Source organism: Sorangium sp. So ce590 (assembly GCF_051521365.1).
In the GTDB taxonomy this organism is placed as follows: domain Bacteria; phylum Myxococcota_A; class Polyangia; order Polyangiales; family Polyangiaceae; genus Sorangium.
Genome location: NZ_CP150346.1, coordinates 1,019,329 through 1,036,923, shown reverse-complemented (window position 1 = coordinate 1,036,923; position 17,595 = coordinate 1,019,329). Strand labels below are relative to the sequence as shown.

The window sequence follows — 17,595 nt, the reverse complement described above, 5'->3', positions numbered from 1 at the left end:
CTGCGCCCGCGGCGGGCGCGACTCGAGTTCGTTCAGGTGCTTTGCAAACCGAGGGCCGCCGGCCGGTCGCGGCGGCCGTCACCGCGACCCGCGTCGCGCCGCGCGCGGGCGAGGGCCGCGACGAGCCGTCGCTCCTCCGGCGGCACGCCCGCGGTGAGCTCGGCGGCGCGCCCGAGCGCGGCCGCCCTGCCGGCGTCGTCCCCCGCAGAGGCGGCGACGTCGGCCTCGAGGTGCGCCGCGGCGAGCGCGAGCAGCGGCGCGCTCCGCGGGGCGGCGCGCCCGAGCGCGGCGAGGCGCGCGCGCAGGCGATCGAGGTGCGCCCCCGCCGCCCCGGCCTCGCCCCGCGCGAGGGCCGCCTCGGCGCGCGCGTAGAGCACGGCGAGCTCGCCGTAGGGCGAGCGCCACACGCGGGCGCGCGCGGGCCGCGCGTCGTCGAGCCACGCGCGGACCGGGGCGGCGTCGCGGCGCGCGAGGCCGAGCGAGATCGCGCTCTGCGCGGCGAGCGACGCGAGGTCGAAGAGGCCGATCCACGCCGCGTGGCAGGCCGCGAGCTCGAAGAGCGCCGCCGCTTCGGCGAGCTCGCCCGCGGCCGCGACGCTGCTCGCGAGGCGCACGCGCACCATGAGGGCGCGGCGGAAATCGGCGAGCTCCTCGGCGAAGGCGAGCGCCCGGCGCTGGTGCGCGAGGCCGCGCTCGAGCTCGCCGCGGGCCGCGTGCGCGGCGCCGCGCCACGCGTGCGCGGCGGCGAGGCACTGCGGCGGCGCGTCGCCGCGCGGCGCGGCGAGCAGGGCGTCGAGCCGCGCCTCGTGCTCGGCGCGGCGCTCGTCGGCGGCGCTCGCGAGCGCGGCGTCGAGCTCCGCCCAGCAGCGCTCCGCGGCGGACGCGCCGGACAGGGCGTCCCGGGCGACCTCGTCCCGGAGCGCGTCGAGCGCGACGGTCTCGCCCAGGTTGTGGAGCGCGGCCATCCGGACGCGCCGCGCGAGCGCGCGGCGGCGCTCCGGGAGGCCGAGGCGGAGCGCCGCCTCCGCCGCCTGCCGCGCGAGGGCGGGGCGCGACATGCGGAGCATCGTCCTCGCGAGCGCGACGAGCGCGTCGGCCCGCGCCGCGGGCGTGAGGCCGGGGGACGCCAGGGCGTCGCCGAGGATCGCGGCGGCCTCGTGCAGCGCGCCGGCGCGGCAGAACGCTTCGCCCCGCGCGACCGTCGCGGGCCCCGGCGTCACCGCGGGAGCGGCCACTTCGCCTCCGGGCGCGGTCGCGACGCGGAGGAGCCCCGGCCCGTCCTCGATCTCGGCCACGATCGCGGCCCACCCGGGGCTCGGGCGCCCGCTCGCGGCGAGGACGAGGGAGAGCGGCTCCGTCTCCAGGGCGCGCGCGAGGAACGCGACGGCGTGCTGCGTGTCGGCGTCGGCGCCGTCGACGCCGCGGAGGACGAGCACCGTTGGCTCGAGCGTGTGCGCCGCGAGGAAGGCGCGGAGCGCCTCGGCCACGGAGGACGGGTCGGGCGGCAGCGGGCACTCCGGCGCGTCGTGCGCGGCCTCGATGCGGCCGAGGGCGGCGAGGAGGGCGCTGCCCGCCGGGTGGGCGTCCGCGAGGGCGCGCAGCAGCGCGAACGGCGCGGGCATCCCGCCGGCGGGCGCGGCGGGCGCGATGAGCCGGAGGCCGTCGCGGCGGGCGGCGTCGCGGAGCGCGTCGAGCGCGGCGCCTTCGCCGGGGTCGAGGAGCGCGGTGACGGGCCGGCGCTGCTCGGCCGCGCGGGCGAGGCGCCGCCACGCCTCGCCCGGCGAGACGCTCGGCGGGCGAGCCCGCGGCGGTTCGTGCGGGGCGCCTGCCTCGGCGAGCGCGTCGGCCACCCACACCTCGAAGGCGAGCGTGAGCCCGAGGCGGTTGTGGAACGTGTGGGCGAGGTTGGTCATGACGGTCGCGAGCGGCGCGCCGAGCGCTCCGCGCCGCGACGCCTCGGCGAGCTCGGGCAGATCCGCGTCGAACGCGGCCAGGAGCGCGCGCTCGTCGTCGACGAGCTCGCCGAGCGCGGCGAGCCCCTCTCCCCGCATGAGCGCGCGCACCAGCGCGACCGACGCGACGTCCGGCGCAGCGCAGACGAGCTCCACGCCCGAGATCGCGCGGGCGAACGTGCGCCAGTGCCGCGCGTACGCCGCCAGGAACGACCGCCGCGCGTCGCCCGCGACGCCCGCGCGCGCGAGCGACGCGTCGAGCGCGCACGCCGCGACGAGGGCGCGCGCCCGCGGTCGCCCCGCCGTCTTCCGGATGCAGCCGAGCGCGAACCGGCTCGACGCGAAGAACTGCCGCTCCGCGATCTCCATCCCCACGGGTCCTCCGTGCTTCTCGAGCTCCGGCTCGTACGCGGCGGCCTCCGTGCGCGACACGGCGGCGCAGCACGCCGCCGCGGCGTCCACGCGCGCCGCCACGCCTTCGGGGTCGCGCCCGGGCGCCACGCGCACGCGCAGCCGCAGGTGGTCCCCTCCCTCGGCGTACCGGAGAAAGAAGAAGCGATCGATCGCGCCGCTCTTCTCGAGCCCGGACACGAGCGGATCGATGAGGCCGAGGAGGAGCGCGTCCGTCCCCTCGCCCTCGGAGCCACGATTGTGGAACAATTTCCGATAGATCCAGCTCATCGCGCGCTCCTCTCGCCGTCGATCTCGACAAGCAGCTCCGCCGCGTGCGGCCTCCCGCCGAGGCAGAGCCACGACGCCTCGGGCTCCGGCAGGAGCTCGGTGAAGACGAGGTACCCGCGCCTCCCGTCGCCGGGAGCGCCGAGCAGGCGAGCCAGCCCGATCAGCGTGAACGGGCTCTCCCAGTCGACGTACAGGTTCGTCTCCGTGAAGCCGCAGCCGGCCGCGTCCTGCCCGACGTACCGGGCGAACCCCCGGCTCGGGATCTCGCGCTCGCGCCGCAGGCGCGCGATCGCGCGGAAGTACGACGCGTACGGCTGCTTCGGCTCCTTGCGCGGGACCGCGCTCACCGGGATCGCCCACCGCGCGCGCTCCACCACGACGCGGCCGACCGTGAGGCGCGGGCGCCGCGGGGCGAGCGCGGCGCCCCGGGCGAGGTCGAGGCGATCGAGCACGTTGTAGAGGTCCGCCCGCTCCGCCACCGTGTCGTCGCGGAGCCGCGGCGAGAGCGCGCGGAGCAGGAAGTGCGGATCGGGGAGCGCGGCGTCCCGCAGGAAGCCGAGGTGGATCGGCTCGATCTCGCGGCCGAGGCGCCGCGATCCGAGCCGGAGCTCGACCGCCGCCGCGTCGAAGCGGAGGGAGAGATCGCGGAGCGGCAGGACCTTGTCGCCGGGCGCGCTCGGCTCCCACGGGAGCTCGAGCGACCACGCCGTGAGGCGCGGGTGCACCTGGAAGTTGAGGCCGAGCGTGGGCGAGAGCTCGACGGGGAGCGGACCGTCCTCCTGCGCCAGGCGGCGGCGGATCGCCTCGAGGGCCTCGGGGGCGCGCCCCGCGGCGTCCGCGAGGTAGCGCGACAGGTACTTCGCGCGCCCGGCCTGCGCGCCGTTGAGCACGACGCGCGGCTCGCCGCCGTCGCGCGGGCAGGGAGGCGCGATCTGGAGGAAGAGCGCCATCGACGACGGCGCGTCCGGGGCGGCGAGCCCCTCGAAGAGCCCTGGATCGAGGCGCACGACGTCGCCCGTCGCCGCGGCGGCGACGCGGCCGAGCTCCGCGTCAATCCAGCGGATCGGCTCGGACGCGCCGCGGATGCGCGCGACGCGCCGCGGATCCTCGAGGATCTCGGTCACGAAGCCGCCGACGTCGTCGCACACGCCGTCACGACCGAACCGCTCGACGAAGGCGGCGCAGAGGCGGCGGTGCGCGGCCCCGCAGGCGCTCGCGCGCACGAAGCGCACGACCGGCTCGAGCGCCGCGGCGAGCGCCCCGCATGGAACGGGGAGCTCCGCGCCGAAGGCGCCGTCCACCATGACGTCCTCGAGCACGGACGAGCGCCCGCGGCCGCGGCCGAGCTCGGCGGCGAGGCGCGCGCGCGCCTCGACGTCGGCGGTCGCGTAGCCCTCGAGGCGCCGCGCGACCGAGCGGAGCTCGTCCGGAGCGCCCGCGCACCCGATCTCGCCCAGGGCGTCCGCTGCGGCGCACAGCGCCGCGGGGGTCGGCCCCATCGGGACGCTCGCCGGCTCGAGCATGCCCGCCTCGATGAGCTGCTCGAGGACGTCGCGGCACGCTCGCTCGTCGGCGTCGTCCGACGCGAGCGCCCGGGCGGCGTCCTCGAGCGTGCGCCCCTCGGCGCCCTCGACGAGGCGGGCGACGGCGGGGGTCCACCCGAGCGACATCAGCTCGCCCGATCCGGCGCGCGAGAACACGACCGACGGCGCGGCACCCGCGGCGAAGCGCCGGAGCGGGTTCATCCGGAGCGGCAGGCGCGCGCGCGCGTGGGCGTGAGCCGCCGGATCAGAAGACATCGCGCGCGCGACGAGCTCCCCGGCGCGCGCGAGCGCGAGCTGCGGGAGGCTGCGCCACCGCGCCTCCCCGGGCGCGCGCGGCGCGTCGCTGGCGCCTGCGGGCGACGCGGAGAGGTCGAGCAGCGCGACGCCCGCGAAGCCCGCGAACGGCGTCGTCCGCGCCGTCGCGCGGAAGACGTAGCGCGCGATGGTGGCCTCGCGGATCTGCTGCGCCGAGGTGAGCGGCGCGCCGCCCGGGATCTCCGCGAGCTTCTTCGCCGTGGTAAAGTGGTCGGCGCTCGAGAGCAGGATCCCCCCGAGCAGGCGCGAGCTCCCGAGCGCCTGCCGGAAGCGCTCCGACGCGGCGATCCACTCCGCGGCGAACGTCGCCTCGTAGCGCTCCTCCAGCGCGGCGCACCGGGCCGCGCGCGCGCCGACGAGCGCGAGCGCGGCGCGCGCCCCTTCCGGCGGCGCGGTCCTCGCGCCCTCGAGCGCGCCGGCCGCCACGGCTTTTCCGTTGAACAGCCGCCGCTTCGCCTCGAGCGCCGCGCGGCGCAGCGCCTCGTCCTCGCACCGGTGCACGACGTCGAACAGGGTCGCCGCCGCCTCCGCCCGCGCGGCCGCGAGCTCGAGCTCGGCCGCGGCGAGCTCGCGCTCGACCGCGGGGCTCTCGCGGAGGCGGAGCCCGGCGAGCGCGTCGGCCGGCATCCCCGCGACGCGCAGCGCGCCCCACGGCGCGATCTGGAGCCCGCGGCTCATCGCGGCTGCCCTCCGCGAGGCACCTCTCGGGACGTCGGGTGGCGGTGCCCTCCGACCGCGAACGCGAAGAACGCCGTATGATCGCGGCCGTCGAGCCCGAGGACCTCGTCGACGACCGCGGGGGCGAAGCCCCCGGTCGCCGTGTAGGTGAGCCCGAGCGTCTCGGCGACGAGGTAAAGGCGGTCGGTGAGCCACCCCGCCGCGAACGCCGCGCCCCGGTAGCCGCGATCGCCGAACGCCACGAGCCACCGCCCGATCGGGACCACAAGGAACAGCACCGCCGCGCCCGTGGCGTGCTCGTGCTGCAGGATCGCGGTCTCGGCCATCCGCGCGCGCGGCGCCGGGCCGATCGGCGCGAGGCGATGCTCGCCGCGGTCGTACCGGTGCGCGCCGGGCGGGACACCGTCGACGTCGAAGACCACCGGAAACAGCAGCGGATCGAGCGTCGGGTCCGCGAGCCCCGCCGGCCGCGCCGCGGCGGCCGCGAGCAGCGTCCCGAGCGTCGTCGCGTCGAGGGCTCCCGTCGAGAGCCTCCCGCTCCGCCGCGCGGCGATGACCGACGCGAGCGAGCGCTGGACCGACTCGAGCGCGCGCGGCGCGGGCAGCGAGAGGGCGCGCTCCGCGTCCCCGGGCAGCGGCGGCGGCGCGGGCAGCGGCGGCGGCGCGGGCAGCACCGGCTCCGGCGACGGCCGCGTCTCGGGGTAGCGGCTCGCGAGGGCGAGCTCCGCGACCCCCCGCAGGGGCTGGGTCGCCGCGGCGAGCGTGGACGAGATCCTGTGTTCAGCGAGAGACATCGCGAGCCTCCGTGGCTGCGCCCCTGAGCGCGATGAGGAGATGCGGAGCGAGATCGATGCCGTCGACGCCGACCACGCGGGCGACGACCTCGTCGTCGAACGCCCAGACCGTCGTCGCCGCGAGGCCGAGCTCCTGGGCGAGGAGCTCCACGCGGTGGGCCATCAGCCCGGCGTCGAGCAGCGCGTAGGTGTACCCGCGCGCGTAGTACTTGGAGCACGCCCGCGCGACCGAGCCGACGACGACGATCACGGCGCCCGCGGACTCCACGGCCGCGGCGTGCTCGGCGCTCCCGCCCTCGAGCGCGGCGCGCCCGAGGGCGCCCGCGGCCACGCCGCCGCGGAGCGGCGTGAGCTCTCGCGCGGCGAGCTCGAACCGGTGGACGCCCGCCGCGATCCCGGGGACCCGCGCCACCGCGACGTACGCCTCCGCCGAGCCAAGGTTCCCGGCCGACGCGGTGGCGCGACGCACGTGGGCCTCGCCCTCGGCGCGGCGCTCGACGCGCCCGCCGAAGCTCAGCTCGAGCAGCGCGCCGAGCGCTCCCGCGTCGAGCGTCCCCGTCGCGTCGCGCCGGCGCGACAGCGCGACCCCCGCGGGCGCGCCGAACGCCGCGCCGAGCAGCGTGGCGACCTGGGTGCCGGCGCCCTCCGGAGGCCGCCGCGGCGACGGCGCGGCCGGCGCGCTCTGCAGCTTGCGCACCTCCGGGCTGATGTGCACCTGCATCCCCGCGTGCTGGCCGATGTGCCACGGCTGGACGACCGTCGTGTTGTGGAACATCCGCGCGAGGCTCTCCGCGTGGCCGGACGGGAGCGTCGCCGTCCGCGGCGGCGCGTCGCCGCCGCAGACCGGGCAGCTGGGCAGCCTGGTCATGAAGGGGTGGAGCGCCGTCTCGCCGGCGCCGGGCCGCCACACCTCGACGTGCTCCAGCGGGGCCACCGCGAGGAGCCCGCTCGCGTGGAAGATCACGTGCTGCGCGACCCGGCTCGCGAGCGCGCGCCCCCAGAGCGCGCGCTGCGCGGCGTCCTCGAGCGCCGGATCCGCCGCGGCGGCGGCGATCTGGAGCCGGACGCACGCCGGGCACGCGGACGCCCCGGGGATCGTGAGCGGCCCGATCATCCACGTGCCGGGGTTCGCCGCGAGCATCGGGACGCGCGCCGCGATGCACGCGCGCGCCGCCGCCTCGAGCGCCTCCTGGTCGCCGATCGCCACGGCCAGATCGACCTCGCCCCGCGCGAGCTCCCCGGCGCCCGCGGCGAGCCGGACGTCGGCGACGCCCGCCTCGCGGAGCATCGTCACGAGCATCCCCGCGAGCGGCTCGTCCTCGTCCGCCAGCGCGCGCACGCGCGCGCGTTCGAGCGCCCGCTGCGCTTCCCCCCGGCTGCGGTTGCGCCCGGTCCGGCGGAGGTACCTGCTGAAGAACACGCGCTGCGCCCGGCGCGGCTCCTCGGCCTCGTCGGCCGCGGCGCCCTCGCCCTCCTCGAGCATGCCGTGCATGTGCATCAGGTGGATCGCGTCCCGCAGGTCGGAGGCGGCGATGCCCGGAAACGCGGCCTCGACGTCGCCGACGGTGCGCGTCCCGTCGAGCAGCGGCACGAGGTTCTCCATCACCCACGGGAGCGACGCGCCCTGGATGATCTGCGCCTCGCCGCCGACGATGTAGAGATCTCCGCCCGGGAGCGCCGCGCGGAGGAGATCCTCGACGAAGCGCGGGCGCTCCGGGCAGCGAAGCTCCCAGTAAAGCTCGGCGAAGCGGCTGAGATCGCGGGCCTCGTAGGCATCGTCGGGCGGGCTCATCGCTCACCTCCCACGCCGGACGATCCGGCGAGCTCGAGCGGGTGCTCGGCGAAGTAGCCCGCGAGCGACGCCCCGCGCCCCGCCGCGTGCTCGCCGGCGGCGCACCGCCCGCACAGCCCGACCCGGGCGAAGCGCCGCGCGCGGAGCCCGCCCGACGTGACGTCACACTCCCAGAAGCGCCCCATGCGCGCCGCTCCAGCGCGGGGCGGCTCCGGCGCGCCGCGCGCCTCGAAGAGCGCGAGCGCCTCCGCGGCGAGCAGCGCCGCGGCCTGCTCGGTGACGGCCGCGAGCTCGCCCTGGAACCAGGGGCGAAGGTCGCCCGAGGCCCCGAGCGCCTCGAGGGCGTCGTGCGCCTCGAGGTCCAGCGCGACCGAGCGCACGCGCCGCGAGAAGCAGGCGAAGCACGGCGTGCGGCCGGGGACGATCGACGGCCCGATCCGGAGCTCGTGCGCGAGCCACGTGCCCGACGTCCAGGCGACCCGCGCCGCGAACGCCGCCGCGTCGAGCGCGAGCGCTTCCGCGGGCCGGGGACGATCGGTCGCGAGGACGATCACCGCGTCGGGCGGCGCTTCCGGCACGCCCGTGCCCAGCGCCGACGTCGTGACCCGCGCCCCCGCGCCGGTCAGGAGCTCCGCGCAGCGGGCGCCGAGCTTTCCGTCACGGATGACGTGCACCGCGGGCGCGCCGGCGGCGCGCTCCGAGGCCGGGGTCTCCTCAGGCGAACGGGATCGGATCATCGGTGATCGACTCCTCTGTGCGAGCGCCGTACCCGAGCCTCTGCGGCGCGTCGTACAGGCGGGGGTGGGCGAGGTACCGCGCGTGGTGGGTGAAGCTGATGGGCAGGAGCTCGGGCACGATCACCTTCACGACGACGATCCCGAAGTCGCGGACCTCGGGCATCGTCACGTCGACGGCGACCACCTCCATGCCGAGCGCGGCGAGCCGCGCGACGATCGCCGCGAGCGGGTCGGCGCCCTCGATCGGCCGGGGGAAGGCGGTCGCGAGCGGCGCCTCGCGCGTGGCGAACGCGAACCGCGCCGGCCCGTCGGGTCCCGCGTAGAGGCGCCCGAACGACTCGGGTGTCTGATCGGCGTCGGTGAAGAACGACGCCCGGGTGACCGGCGGAGCGGGCTCGGTCAGCGCCACCCGCAGGCTCCCCACCTCTTCGAGGACGCGCGCCGCCGCGGCCTCGCCGTCGGGGCGGCAGGCCGCCATCGCGATCGCGTGCGGCGCGCTGTGCGCGCACGTCTGCACGGCGCCGATCACGGGGACGCCGACGTCGGTCGTGAGATCGAGGAGCGTCGTCTCCGTGCCCGCGGCCTCGGCGCCGCGGAGGAGCGCCGCGACGAGCGGGCTCCGCGCGCTCCCGGGCGCGATGCGCGGCGTCCGGAGCTGGTGCAGCCAGAACAGCGCGAGGCTGTCGCGCTCGATCACCTCGCACACGCCGGAGAGGATCGCCTGCCCGAAGCTCGCGCCCGCCGCGAACCCCGTCGAGAGCGGGAAGAGCGCGTGCTCGCGGATCGGCAGCGGCAACCCCATGTACGTCGCCGTGAGCGGCACCCAGATCGGGCGCCCGTGGGTGAGCGAGAAGCCGCGCACCCAGAGCTCGTCGCGATCCGGATCGGGCTCGCGCAGGCGGAAGGTCGACGGCGCGCGGGCCCGCTCGCGCGCCGAGCAGCGCGGCAGCCGCGCGGGGTCGAGCGCGCGATCGCCGAGCGAGCGCGGCGTCGCGCGCAGCACCCCCTCGGTCGGGTACATGACGCCGCAGTAGCGCTCGAGGGCCTCGCAGACGGCCCGGATCTGGGCCGTGGTCTCGTCGACGGCCGTGCCGGAGCCGGTGAGCGACCCAAGCTTCGAGCCCACGTGGGACGGGCCCGGGTGGAGCGCCGGGGGCCTGCCGAGGAACGCGGTGAAGCCGTGCATCTGCCCCTCGAAGCCGGGGGGAAAAATGAACCGCCGGACACGGCGGATGATCCCGCAGCGCTCGTCGATGAGCGGCGCGAGGCGATCGATGAGCGAGATCTCCGACATGGCGGCGACTCCTTGAACGGGGCAGGCGGCGCCCCAGGAGCCCGGACGCGCGACGCACGTCCGGGCCGCCCAGGGCGCGCCTACGGGTTCACTTCTTGTCGGCGCCGAGCTCGACGCCCTTGGCGATCGCGGCCGAGACGAGGGCGTCCTGGCCCATGACGTCGAGCGCCTTGTCGTGCATGCGAATGACGCTCTCGAGCTGCCCCTCGTCGAGGCTGTCGAAGGACGAGTTCGACGAGACGCCGATCGAGCTGACCGAGGAGAAGCACCCGCTCGTACAGGCGGAGCTTATGGGGACGTCCCGCAGCGTCTCGTTGCTCTTCTCGCTGATCTTCTTGAGGGTGAGCTCGAGACGCTGCACGCCGGCCTTCGTGTCGACGACGTCGGACGCGCCGGCGGTCGTCTGCACCTCGAACATCGACTCGGTGTTCTGGATATTCAACATGACAATCTCCTTCAGACGGTGACTACGTAGCGACGGGCGCGGTCGCTCCCGATGATTCGCGAACGGCCGCGCGCGCCCTCTCGGATTCGCTCCGAAGAGTCCTTGAGGTCCAGGGCGGCATGTCGCCTGTGACACCCCATGATCGTCGAGCCGGACAACGAGCGTGCCTTCCGGCGCCGCTCCAGCCCCGAAGCTCGCGGCTCGCTATCCTTGAGGCTAAGCAACGCGCGTGCCGCGGGGCCCGAGCTCACGACCGCGGCCCGGGACCGGCGGATCGCCGCCAGGGCGCGGGCGGCAATCGGCGGAGCGGCCCGCGATGCGCAGATCCGCGCGCATGTTGAGCAAGGGTTTGCCCAACATGCGCGCGGATGCCTCCGAGGGCGCCCATCCAGGGGGAGCGCGCCGCGAGGCCAGCCGTCGTATCGTTCCCACGAGGCACCGGAACACGATGCGCAAAGAGCAGCTCGCCCTCTCTCTCCTGCAGTTCACCCTGCTCGCGGCGTGCGCGCAGCCCCCTGACCCGGACGACGGCGCAGGGACGGGCGCCGCGCCCACGTTCCCGTGCCCGCCGGGCGCGCTGGAGACCGGCGCGGGCTGCGAGCCGGCGGGGGTCCCGCCCGGGCGGTGCGGGAGCGGCTTCGCGCCCGACGGAGCGCAGGGCTGCGTGCCCGTCCTGCCGGAGGAGGCGGGCCCGCCAGGTCAGATGGCCGTCCCCGGCGAGGCGGCGTGGCGTGAGGTCGCTCCGTGCGGGGCGGGCCGGTGGGGCGGCGCGCCGATCGACGAGACGACCGAGTTCGTCGACGCGGCCTACGCCGGGGCGGACAGCGACGGCACGGAGGCCAGGCCGTGGTCGACGATCCAGGACGCGATCGACAACGCGGCCGAGGGCGCCCTGGTCGCGATCGCGGAGGGCAGCTACGTCGAAGAGCTGCTGATCTCGAGGCAGCCCGTGCGGCTCTGGGGCCGGTGCCCCGCGCGCGTCGAGATCGTCGGGCCGACCGCGGGGGGGATCGCCGTCCAGGTAGACAGGCGCGCGAGCGCCACGGAGATCCACGACCTCGCTGTCCGCGGACAGGGCATCGGCCTCGGCGTGAGGAACGCGCGCGATGTCGTGCTCGAGCGGGTCTGGATCCACGACACGGGCGACGTCGGCCTCCTCGCCGCAGGCCTGGAGTCCGAAACGAGCCTGACCGTGCGCGGGGCGCTCGTGGAGCACACAACGGGCGCGGGCATGGTCGTGGCGGACGCCGCCGTGACGCTGGAGGGCACGGTCCTGCGCGACATCGATCTCGCCACCGGGGACCCGGGGCACCCGTTCGACGGCCATGCGATGGCGGTGCAGGTCGAGTCGTTCGAGCGCCGCGCGAGCGTGACGGCGCGATCCGTCGTCATCGAGCGCGTCGGGGGGCTCGGGATCAGGTTCTCCGGGGCGGACGGCGTGGTCGAGGACAGCGTCGTCCGCGACGTCGCCTGGCTCGCGGCGGACATGCCGGGCGCTGGGCTCACGGCGACCCACATCCGGAACTTCGATCCGGGGACGCTCACGGTCCGGGGCAGCGTCCTGGAGCGGAACCACACCGCCGCCATCGCGATGATCGGCGCGGAGGCGACCATCGAGGCGACGGTCGTGCGCGACACGGGCTCGGGGCCGGCCGAGGATGATCCGGGCCAGGGCATGGGCCTCTACGCCGAGCCGAGCCGCATCGACGGGCGCCCCTCCCGCGTGGCGCTCCGGCACGTCCTCGTCGAGCGGAGCCGCGAGAGGGGGGTCGTCGTCAACGGCTCCGACGCCGAGATCGATGGCCTCCTCGTGCGGGAGCTCGTGCCCGGCGCGCCGGACTACGGCGCGGGGATCGAGATCGCGCACGATCAGCGACGCGCGAACGTCCGGGTGCGCGGCAGCGCGGTGGAAGGCAGTTACGGGACCGGGATCGCCGTCTTCGGGGCCGACGCGGCCCTGGACTCGACGGTTGTGCGCGACACGAGGCCGCTGCCGTCAAACCAGGATTTCGGCCGGGGCGTCAATGTCCAGTCGCTGCCAGACCTCGGCGAGCGCGGGAGCGCGCGCCTGCACAACGTCCTGATCGAGCGGAACAACGACGGCGGCCTCTTCCTCAGCGACTCGGACGCGACCGTCGAGTCGACGACGATCGCGGACACCCTGGGGCGCGCGCGCGACGGCACGAACGGCTGCGGCATCATCGCCTACAACAACGAGACGGGTCAGGCGAACGTCCTCGTCCGGGACAGCGTGATCGAGCGGAGCGCCGCGGCTGGCATCTACAACTTCGGCGCGACGGTGCAGATCGCGTCGACGACCTTCACGTGCGAGCCGCTCGACATCGTGAGGTACGTCGATGAGCGCTCCCCGGCGGTCTACGAGGATCTGGGCGGGAACGTCTGTGGCTGCGAGGGCCGCACCATCGACTGCAGGGCGGAGCCGACGCGCATCGAGCCCCCCCGCGCGCTGCCGCCGCCTCCGCCTCTGCCCGAGAGCGAGGGCTGAGGCTCACGCGACCGCCGCGGAGCGGCCCGCTTTCCGGGGCCGGATCCGGGCGAGGCCGCGCGGATCCGCCCGGCAGGACGAGGCGTCGAGGCGCTGCGGCTCGAGGCCGAGCTCTCGCATCCTCGCCTCGTCCCAGGCCTCGATCGGGTCGCGCCCGGCGATGTAGCTGCGCGAGCGGTTGACGAGCGGCCCGCGCAGGCTGATCACCTCGGGCGCCGACATCAGGACGCTCGCCTTGTAACGAGGCAGATCGCTCGCCATCAGCCGGTTCCAGACGTGGCGGCCCACGTTCCGCAGGCTCCCCAGCGCGCGGCTCAGGCGCTGAAAATGCTCGATCGCCTCGGAGGGGTGCAGCCGGGTCGGCCGGTGGCAGAGGGTGTACCCGTCGAGGTCCCGGCTGGTCACCCCGGGCAGGAGCCGGCCCTCGGCCGCCACCTGCGCGAAGAAGGGTGTCTCCGGGTACGGGCAGACGATCCCCAGGAACGTCGGGCAATGATCCCCGAGGTCGTGGAGATACTCGGGCAGCCGCTCGAAGTACTCATTTGTATCCCCGTCCGCGCCGACGAGGAGCCCGAAGGAGAGCACGATCCCGCTCGCGAAGGCCCGCTGCATGACCTCGCGGACCTCGCTCAGCTTGTTCTGGTCCTTGTTCATCGCGCTGATCGACTCGGGGTTCAGCGACTCCAGCCCGGTGTAGACGTAGCGGCACCCCGCGCGCCCCATGAGGCGGACCAGCTCCGGGTCGCGCAGCACGTTGAAGGTGAGCGCGCAGCCCCAGATCTTCTTGAGGGGCATCAGCGCCTCGCAGAGCTCCCGCAGGTAACGGGGCGAGCCTCCCAGGTTGTTGTCGACGAAGGCGAACGTATCCTTGATCAGCCCCGGGACGCGCTGGTTGAAGATCATCCGATCGCGGATGTCCCGGATCACGTGGTCGACGGGGCGATAACGGTACTGCTCGTGCCCGGTCAGCACGCAGAAGTTGCAGGAGAAGGGGCAGCCGCGCGACGCCTCGATACCCGGCATCCGGACGAGGTTTGTGCGGTAATCGACCAGATCGTAGCGGTACGTGGGGATCTGCTCCGGGGGCACCGGGGGGAGCGCGTAGACGGGCTGGAGCTCGCGCCGCTGGAAGTCCGCGATGAGGGCCGGGATGTTCGCCTCCGGGTCGCCCGCCACCACCGCGTCGAAATGCTCCAGCGCGTCCGCGCGGAAATGGCTCGCGTGCCGGCCGCCCGCCACGGTGGTCATGCCCCGCCGCCGGAACAGCGTGGAGAGCACCTTTGTGTGCTCGTAATAGGCGTGCAGGTACGAGAAGAACACGAGGTCCCAATCGCGGTCGAGGGGAACGTCCGATTCCTTCTCGTTGTAGAGCTCGATCTCGGCGTCCGGCGGGCACAGGGCGGCGAGGAGCTCGGGCACGGTGGATTGCATGATCGAGCGCTCCTTGCGGTGCAGGCGGCTCGGGTGCGTGTAGGTCGAGATGATCGCGATGCGCATCGAGGGGAGCTCCTGGTTCAGTTCAGGCCGACAGCGACGCTCGCGAGGCCCAGAGCGGCGTGCGCGAGGGTCACCCCGAAGAGGGTGCGGTGCCGCGCATAGAGAGCGCCGAAGAGAAGGCCGATGGCGAAGGTGAGAAAGGCGAAGCCGAGCGAGACGTGCAGGTGGTAGACGCCGAAGAACGCCGAGGTGAGCGCGAGAGGGGCGCCCCGGCCCGACCGGGGCAGGAAGCGCTCCAGGGAGGTCTGGATCACGCCGCGCGCCACGAACTCCTGGAGCAGGCAGTGGGGCGCGTAGAGGACCAGGAAGAGCGCCCGCCAGGTCGCGTCGTAACCGGCGATCGATCCCCAGGTGATCAGGGGCTCACCGCGGCTCCACGCGCCGAACCGCAGGGCGGCGCAGGCGGCGGCCAGGCCGAGCGCGACGACCAGCGACTCCGTCACGCTGCGGCGCAGGCCGGCCGTGGTCACGCCCATCCGCGAGAGCGGCAGCGACTGGCGGCGCACGTACCACGCCACGGGGATGAGAAGGACCAGCAGAAGCCCCCAAGAATAGGCCATGTGCAGGGCGGGGGGCAGCCCTGAAGTCACCGTTCGCTGGACCACGCGCGCCATGACGAGGAGCGCGGCGGCGAGGGCGATGAAGGAGGTGATCTCGCGGCGGAGCTTTCGCGCAGGGGCCCCACAGGAGAGCTCGAGGGTGCGCTCGCGCACCTCGGGAGCGACGGTTGCCGGAGCGTCGGTGGCCATGCCGGCTCTCTGAGCAGCGGGTGTGCCAGGCGGCGCTCGGCGGCGCGGGACGCTTTCGGCCGGCGAGCGCCGTGCGCGGAGGCCGCGCGGATTGAGCCGACATGGCACAACCGTCGAGCGGCTATGACGCCTTCACCCTGGTGGTCGTCCCGGCCGGCTCCCCGCTCGGGTGCACGGGCGCGTGTCCACGGGCACCGGGACCGCTGCGCCGGCGGCTCGTCACCCCTTCCGCACCCCGTTCTCCGGCGGGCTCCGAGCGCCATGACCGCCGCGGCCGAGCGCGTCGCCGAGCGCATCAAGGAAGACGCGCACGCGGGGGACAGACGCCCGGCGCGCCGGCGTGACCGCGTGCAACGGTGGCCCGTCGGTCGCGAACGGCGCCAGGACCTCCACGAGGAGCCCCGCCTCGAGCAGTGGCGCGGCCATGAAATCGAGGACCTGCGCCACCCCGACCGCCTGCACCACCGCGTCGATGAGCAGATCGCCTTGGTCGAGCAGGATGCGCGAGGGCGTCGCGACGTCGATGGCGCCATGGCCAGCGCGGAAGCTCCACTCGACGACCTTACCGCGCAGCACGAACTTGATGCATTCGTGCCGCGCGAGGTCAGCCGGCGAGGTCGGCGCCCCCCGGCTCGCGAGGTAAGCCGGGGCGGCGACGGTGATCCAGCGCGGAGCCCGCAGAGCGCGCGCGATGAGGGATGAGCCCTCGAGCGGCCCCAGGCGCAGCGCGACATCGATCTCCTCCTCCACGAGCCGCAGGAGGCGATTGGTGACGACGAGCCGGATCGACAGCCGCGGGTGACGCGCCGACAGCCGCGCGACGACCGGCAGGACGCTGCGACCGAGCACCGGCGGCAACGTCACGCGGAGCATGCCGTGCGGCTCCCGCTGCGCGCCGGCGACCTGCTCGCGCCCCGCCTGGAGCTGCGCCATCGCCGCACGACAGCGCTCGAGGAACACCGCGCCCTCCGGCGTGAGCGCGACATGGCGCGACGTGCGCTCGAGGAGCACGACCCCGAGCTCGGCTTCCAGCTTGGCCACCGACTTGCTCACCGCGGCGGCGGAGACGCCGAGGCGCGCGGCCGCGGCGCGGAAGCCCCCCGCCTCCGCCACGCGGACGAACGGGATCACACCGGAGAAGAGGTCCACGGCGGCGAGGGTAGGTCGTTAACCTGGGGTTGACAATGCTTTGCCCGAGCTCGTCATGGTCCTCCGCGCGCGAGCAGGTATCTTGTCCCCCGAGGAACGGAGGACGCGCGATTCATGTGTTTCAACAGAAGATCGGTCCTCGCGAGGTCGGCGTTCAGGGCCTCGTCGGTCCTGTGGCTGGCATGGCAGTCCAGCTGCACCCCCTTACCCAGCACATCACCACGAGGAGGACTGGAGCCCATGAGCACGGTGAGCGTCCGTTACATGGTCGACGATGTCGACGCCGCCATGGCCTTCTACACGACGCACCTCGGCTTCGCGCTCGAATCCGACGCCAGCCCCGCGTTCGCGTCCGTCACCCGCGGCGACCTGCGGCTCCTGCTCAGCGGGAAGAAGAGCTCCGGCGCGCGGCCGATGCCCGACGGACGCCAGCCTGTCCCCGGCGGCTGGAGCCGCATCCAGCTGCCAGTGGCGGATCTCACCGCCGAGGTAGCCCGGCTCCGCGCGGCCGGACTCCGGTTCCGCAACGACATCGTGAGCGGAGTCGGTGGCTCCCAGATCCTGCTCGATGACCCGTCCGGCAACCCCGTCGAGCTCTGGCAGCCCGCGCATTGACGGCTGCTCCGCCGGGTCGAGCCGCGCCTGCTGCCCACGTTCAACCGCATTGGCAGCCCCGGTGGCCGCCCGGGCGAGAGCCTCTACCGCAGCGTGGCGCTTGTGACGGCGCTGACCTACGCGACGGTCGCGTTCCAGCTCGGCTTCCCGTTCCTGTTCGGCGCTCTTACTGCGAGCCCGCGAGCTTCAGCACCTCGGCCCGCTCGACCTCGGTCGGCTCGCGATTGCAATCCTTGCCGGCGTTCTGCAGCGCCGTGAGCTGGTGCTCGAGATCCTTGGGATCCACGCTCTGGCAGCCCTCGGCGAAGTCGGAGCACTCGGCGACGGACAGCGCGGTCCCCGACACGTAACGGCAGTCCGGGTCCTCGGGCCTGTATTTCAGGAACGACGTGGCCTCGTTGAGAAGGCACGCCGAGTCCGAGGGCACACTCGCCTTCTTGCAGCGCGCGGACGCGACCCGGGCCACCCGGCGCAGCTCCTCGGCGGGATAGACGCGCCCCCGGGGACCCGCAGCGCTCGCCGTCGCGGCGCCCCCGGCCGGCGCCGGCGCGCCCGCCGACGGTACGCCGTCCCCCGGCGCGCGCGCGCCATCCCCCGCGCTCTCCGGCAGCGACGGCGACAGCGGCGACGACGAGGCGCACCCGCAGGCGAGGACCAGGGCAATGGTATTGAAAAGAATTCCCCCAACCTTCATAGGCGACGCATATCACACCTCGCCTCGCGCTCGCAATGCAGAATTCCCATGCCGAGCGCCGGCGCCGAGACGTGGTTTCAGCCCGACATGGCGTCCCTGCATGAAAATTGCAGTGTGAGCACCCAGCGCAGCGAGCCGCCCTGTCGCGATGTT

13 protein-coding genes are annotated in these 17,595 nt (G+C 75.0%); 2 read left to right on the top strand and 11 right to left on the bottom strand.

Going from position 1 to position 17,595, the window contains the following annotated elements; genetic code table 11:
* Positions 1 to 32: 32 nt before the first annotated feature.
* The 7 genes from WMF28_RS03915 to WMF28_RS03885 all read right to left on the bottom strand — a co-directional run bounded on the left by WMF28_RS03915 (position 33) and on the right by WMF28_RS03885 (position 10,232).
* Complete coding sequence (locus tag WMF28_RS03915) at positions 33 to 2,633, bottom strand: thiopeptide-type bacteriocin biosynthesis protein (protein WP_437600695.1); 2,601 nt, start codon at positions 2,631 to 2,633, stop codon at positions 33 to 35.
* Positions 2,630 to 5,170 carry a lantibiotic dehydratase gene (locus WMF28_RS03910; protein ID WP_437600694.1) on the bottom strand — a complete coding sequence of 847 codons (2,541 nt, stop codon included), beginning with the start codon at positions 5,168 to 5,170 and terminating at the stop codon, positions 2,630 to 2,632. The genes WMF28_RS03915 and WMF28_RS03910 overlap by 4 nt, the downstream gene beginning before the upstream one ends.
* Positions 5,167 to 5,964 carry a nitroreductase family protein gene (locus WMF28_RS03905; RefSeq protein WP_437600693.1) on the bottom strand — a complete coding sequence of 266 codons (798 nt, stop codon included), beginning with the start codon at positions 5,962 to 5,964 and terminating at the stop codon, positions 5,167 to 5,169. Before WMF28_RS03905 ends, WMF28_RS03910 begins: the two co-directional genes overlap by 4 nt.
* Positions 5,951 to 7,756 (bottom strand): SagB family peptide dehydrogenase, encoded by a 1,806-nt coding sequence (locus WMF28_RS03900; RefSeq protein ID WP_437600692.1) that lies wholly within the window; start codon positions 7,754 to 7,756, stop codon positions 5,951 to 5,953. The genes WMF28_RS03905 and WMF28_RS03900 overlap by 14 nt, the downstream gene beginning before the upstream one ends.
* Complete coding sequence (locus WMF28_RS03895; RefSeq protein ID WP_437600691.1) at positions 7,753 to 8,493, bottom strand: hypothetical protein; 741 nt, start codon at positions 8,491 to 8,493, stop codon at positions 7,753 to 7,755. Before WMF28_RS03895 ends, WMF28_RS03900 begins: the two co-directional genes overlap by 4 nt.
* Positions 8,471 to 9,787 carry a YcaO-like family protein gene (locus WMF28_RS03890; protein WP_437600690.1) on the bottom strand — a complete coding sequence of 439 codons (1,317 nt, stop codon included), beginning with the start codon at positions 9,785 to 9,787 and terminating at the stop codon, positions 8,471 to 8,473. The genes WMF28_RS03895 and WMF28_RS03890 overlap by 23 nt, the downstream gene beginning before the upstream one ends.
* A gap of 88 nt (positions 9,788 to 9,875) precedes the next feature.
* On the bottom strand, positions 9,876 to 10,232 hold the full coding sequence (locus tag WMF28_RS03885; RefSeq protein WP_437600689.1) for a hypothetical protein: 357 nt from the start codon (positions 10,230 to 10,232) through the stop codon (positions 9,876 to 9,878).
* Between the two features lie 448 nt (positions 10,233 to 10,680).
* On the opposite strand from WMF28_RS03885, the gene WMF28_RS03880 reads away from it, so the two are divergent.
* Positions 10,681 to 12,738: a right-handed parallel beta-helix repeat-containing protein gene (locus WMF28_RS03880; protein WP_437600688.1), complete on the top strand. Its 2,058-nt coding sequence runs from the start codon at positions 10,681 to 10,683 to the stop codon at positions 12,736 to 12,738.
* 3 nt (positions 12,739 to 12,741) lie between these two features.
* Here the strand turns inward: WMF28_RS03880 and WMF28_RS03875 are convergent, their stop codons facing one another.
* From WMF28_RS03875 to WMF28_RS03865, 3 genes are all read right to left on the bottom strand, one after another.
* Complete coding sequence (locus tag WMF28_RS03875) at positions 12,742 to 14,235, bottom strand: B12-binding domain-containing radical SAM protein (protein ID WP_437600687.1); 1,494 nt, start codon at positions 14,233 to 14,235, stop codon at positions 12,742 to 12,744.
* Between the two features lie 17 nt (positions 14,236 to 14,252).
* Positions 14,253 to 14,984 carry a CPBP family intramembrane glutamic endopeptidase gene (locus WMF28_RS03870; RefSeq protein WP_437600686.1) on the bottom strand — a complete coding sequence of 244 codons (732 nt, stop codon included), beginning with the start codon at positions 14,982 to 14,984 and terminating at the stop codon, positions 14,253 to 14,255.
* 219 nt (positions 14,985 to 15,203) lie between these two features.
* Positions 15,204 to 16,133, bottom strand: a complete 930-nt coding sequence (locus tag WMF28_RS03865; protein ID WP_437600685.1) for a LysR substrate-binding domain-containing protein — start codon at positions 16,131 to 16,133, stop codon at positions 15,204 to 15,206.
* 240 nt (positions 16,134 to 16,373) lie between these two features.
* On the opposite strand from WMF28_RS03865, the gene WMF28_RS03860 reads away from it, so the two are divergent.
* Positions 16,374 to 16,748 carry a VOC family protein gene (locus WMF28_RS03860; protein WP_437600684.1) on the top strand — a complete coding sequence of 125 codons (375 nt, stop codon included), beginning with the start codon at positions 16,374 to 16,376 and terminating at the stop codon, positions 16,746 to 16,748.
* Between the two features lie 166 nt (positions 16,749 to 16,914).
* Here the strand turns inward: WMF28_RS03860 and WMF28_RS03855 are convergent, their stop codons facing one another.
* Positions 16,915 to 17,442, bottom strand: a complete 528-nt coding sequence (locus WMF28_RS03855; protein WP_437600683.1) for a hypothetical protein — start codon at positions 17,440 to 17,442, stop codon at positions 16,915 to 16,917.
* Positions 17,443 to 17,595: the final 153 nt, after the last annotated feature.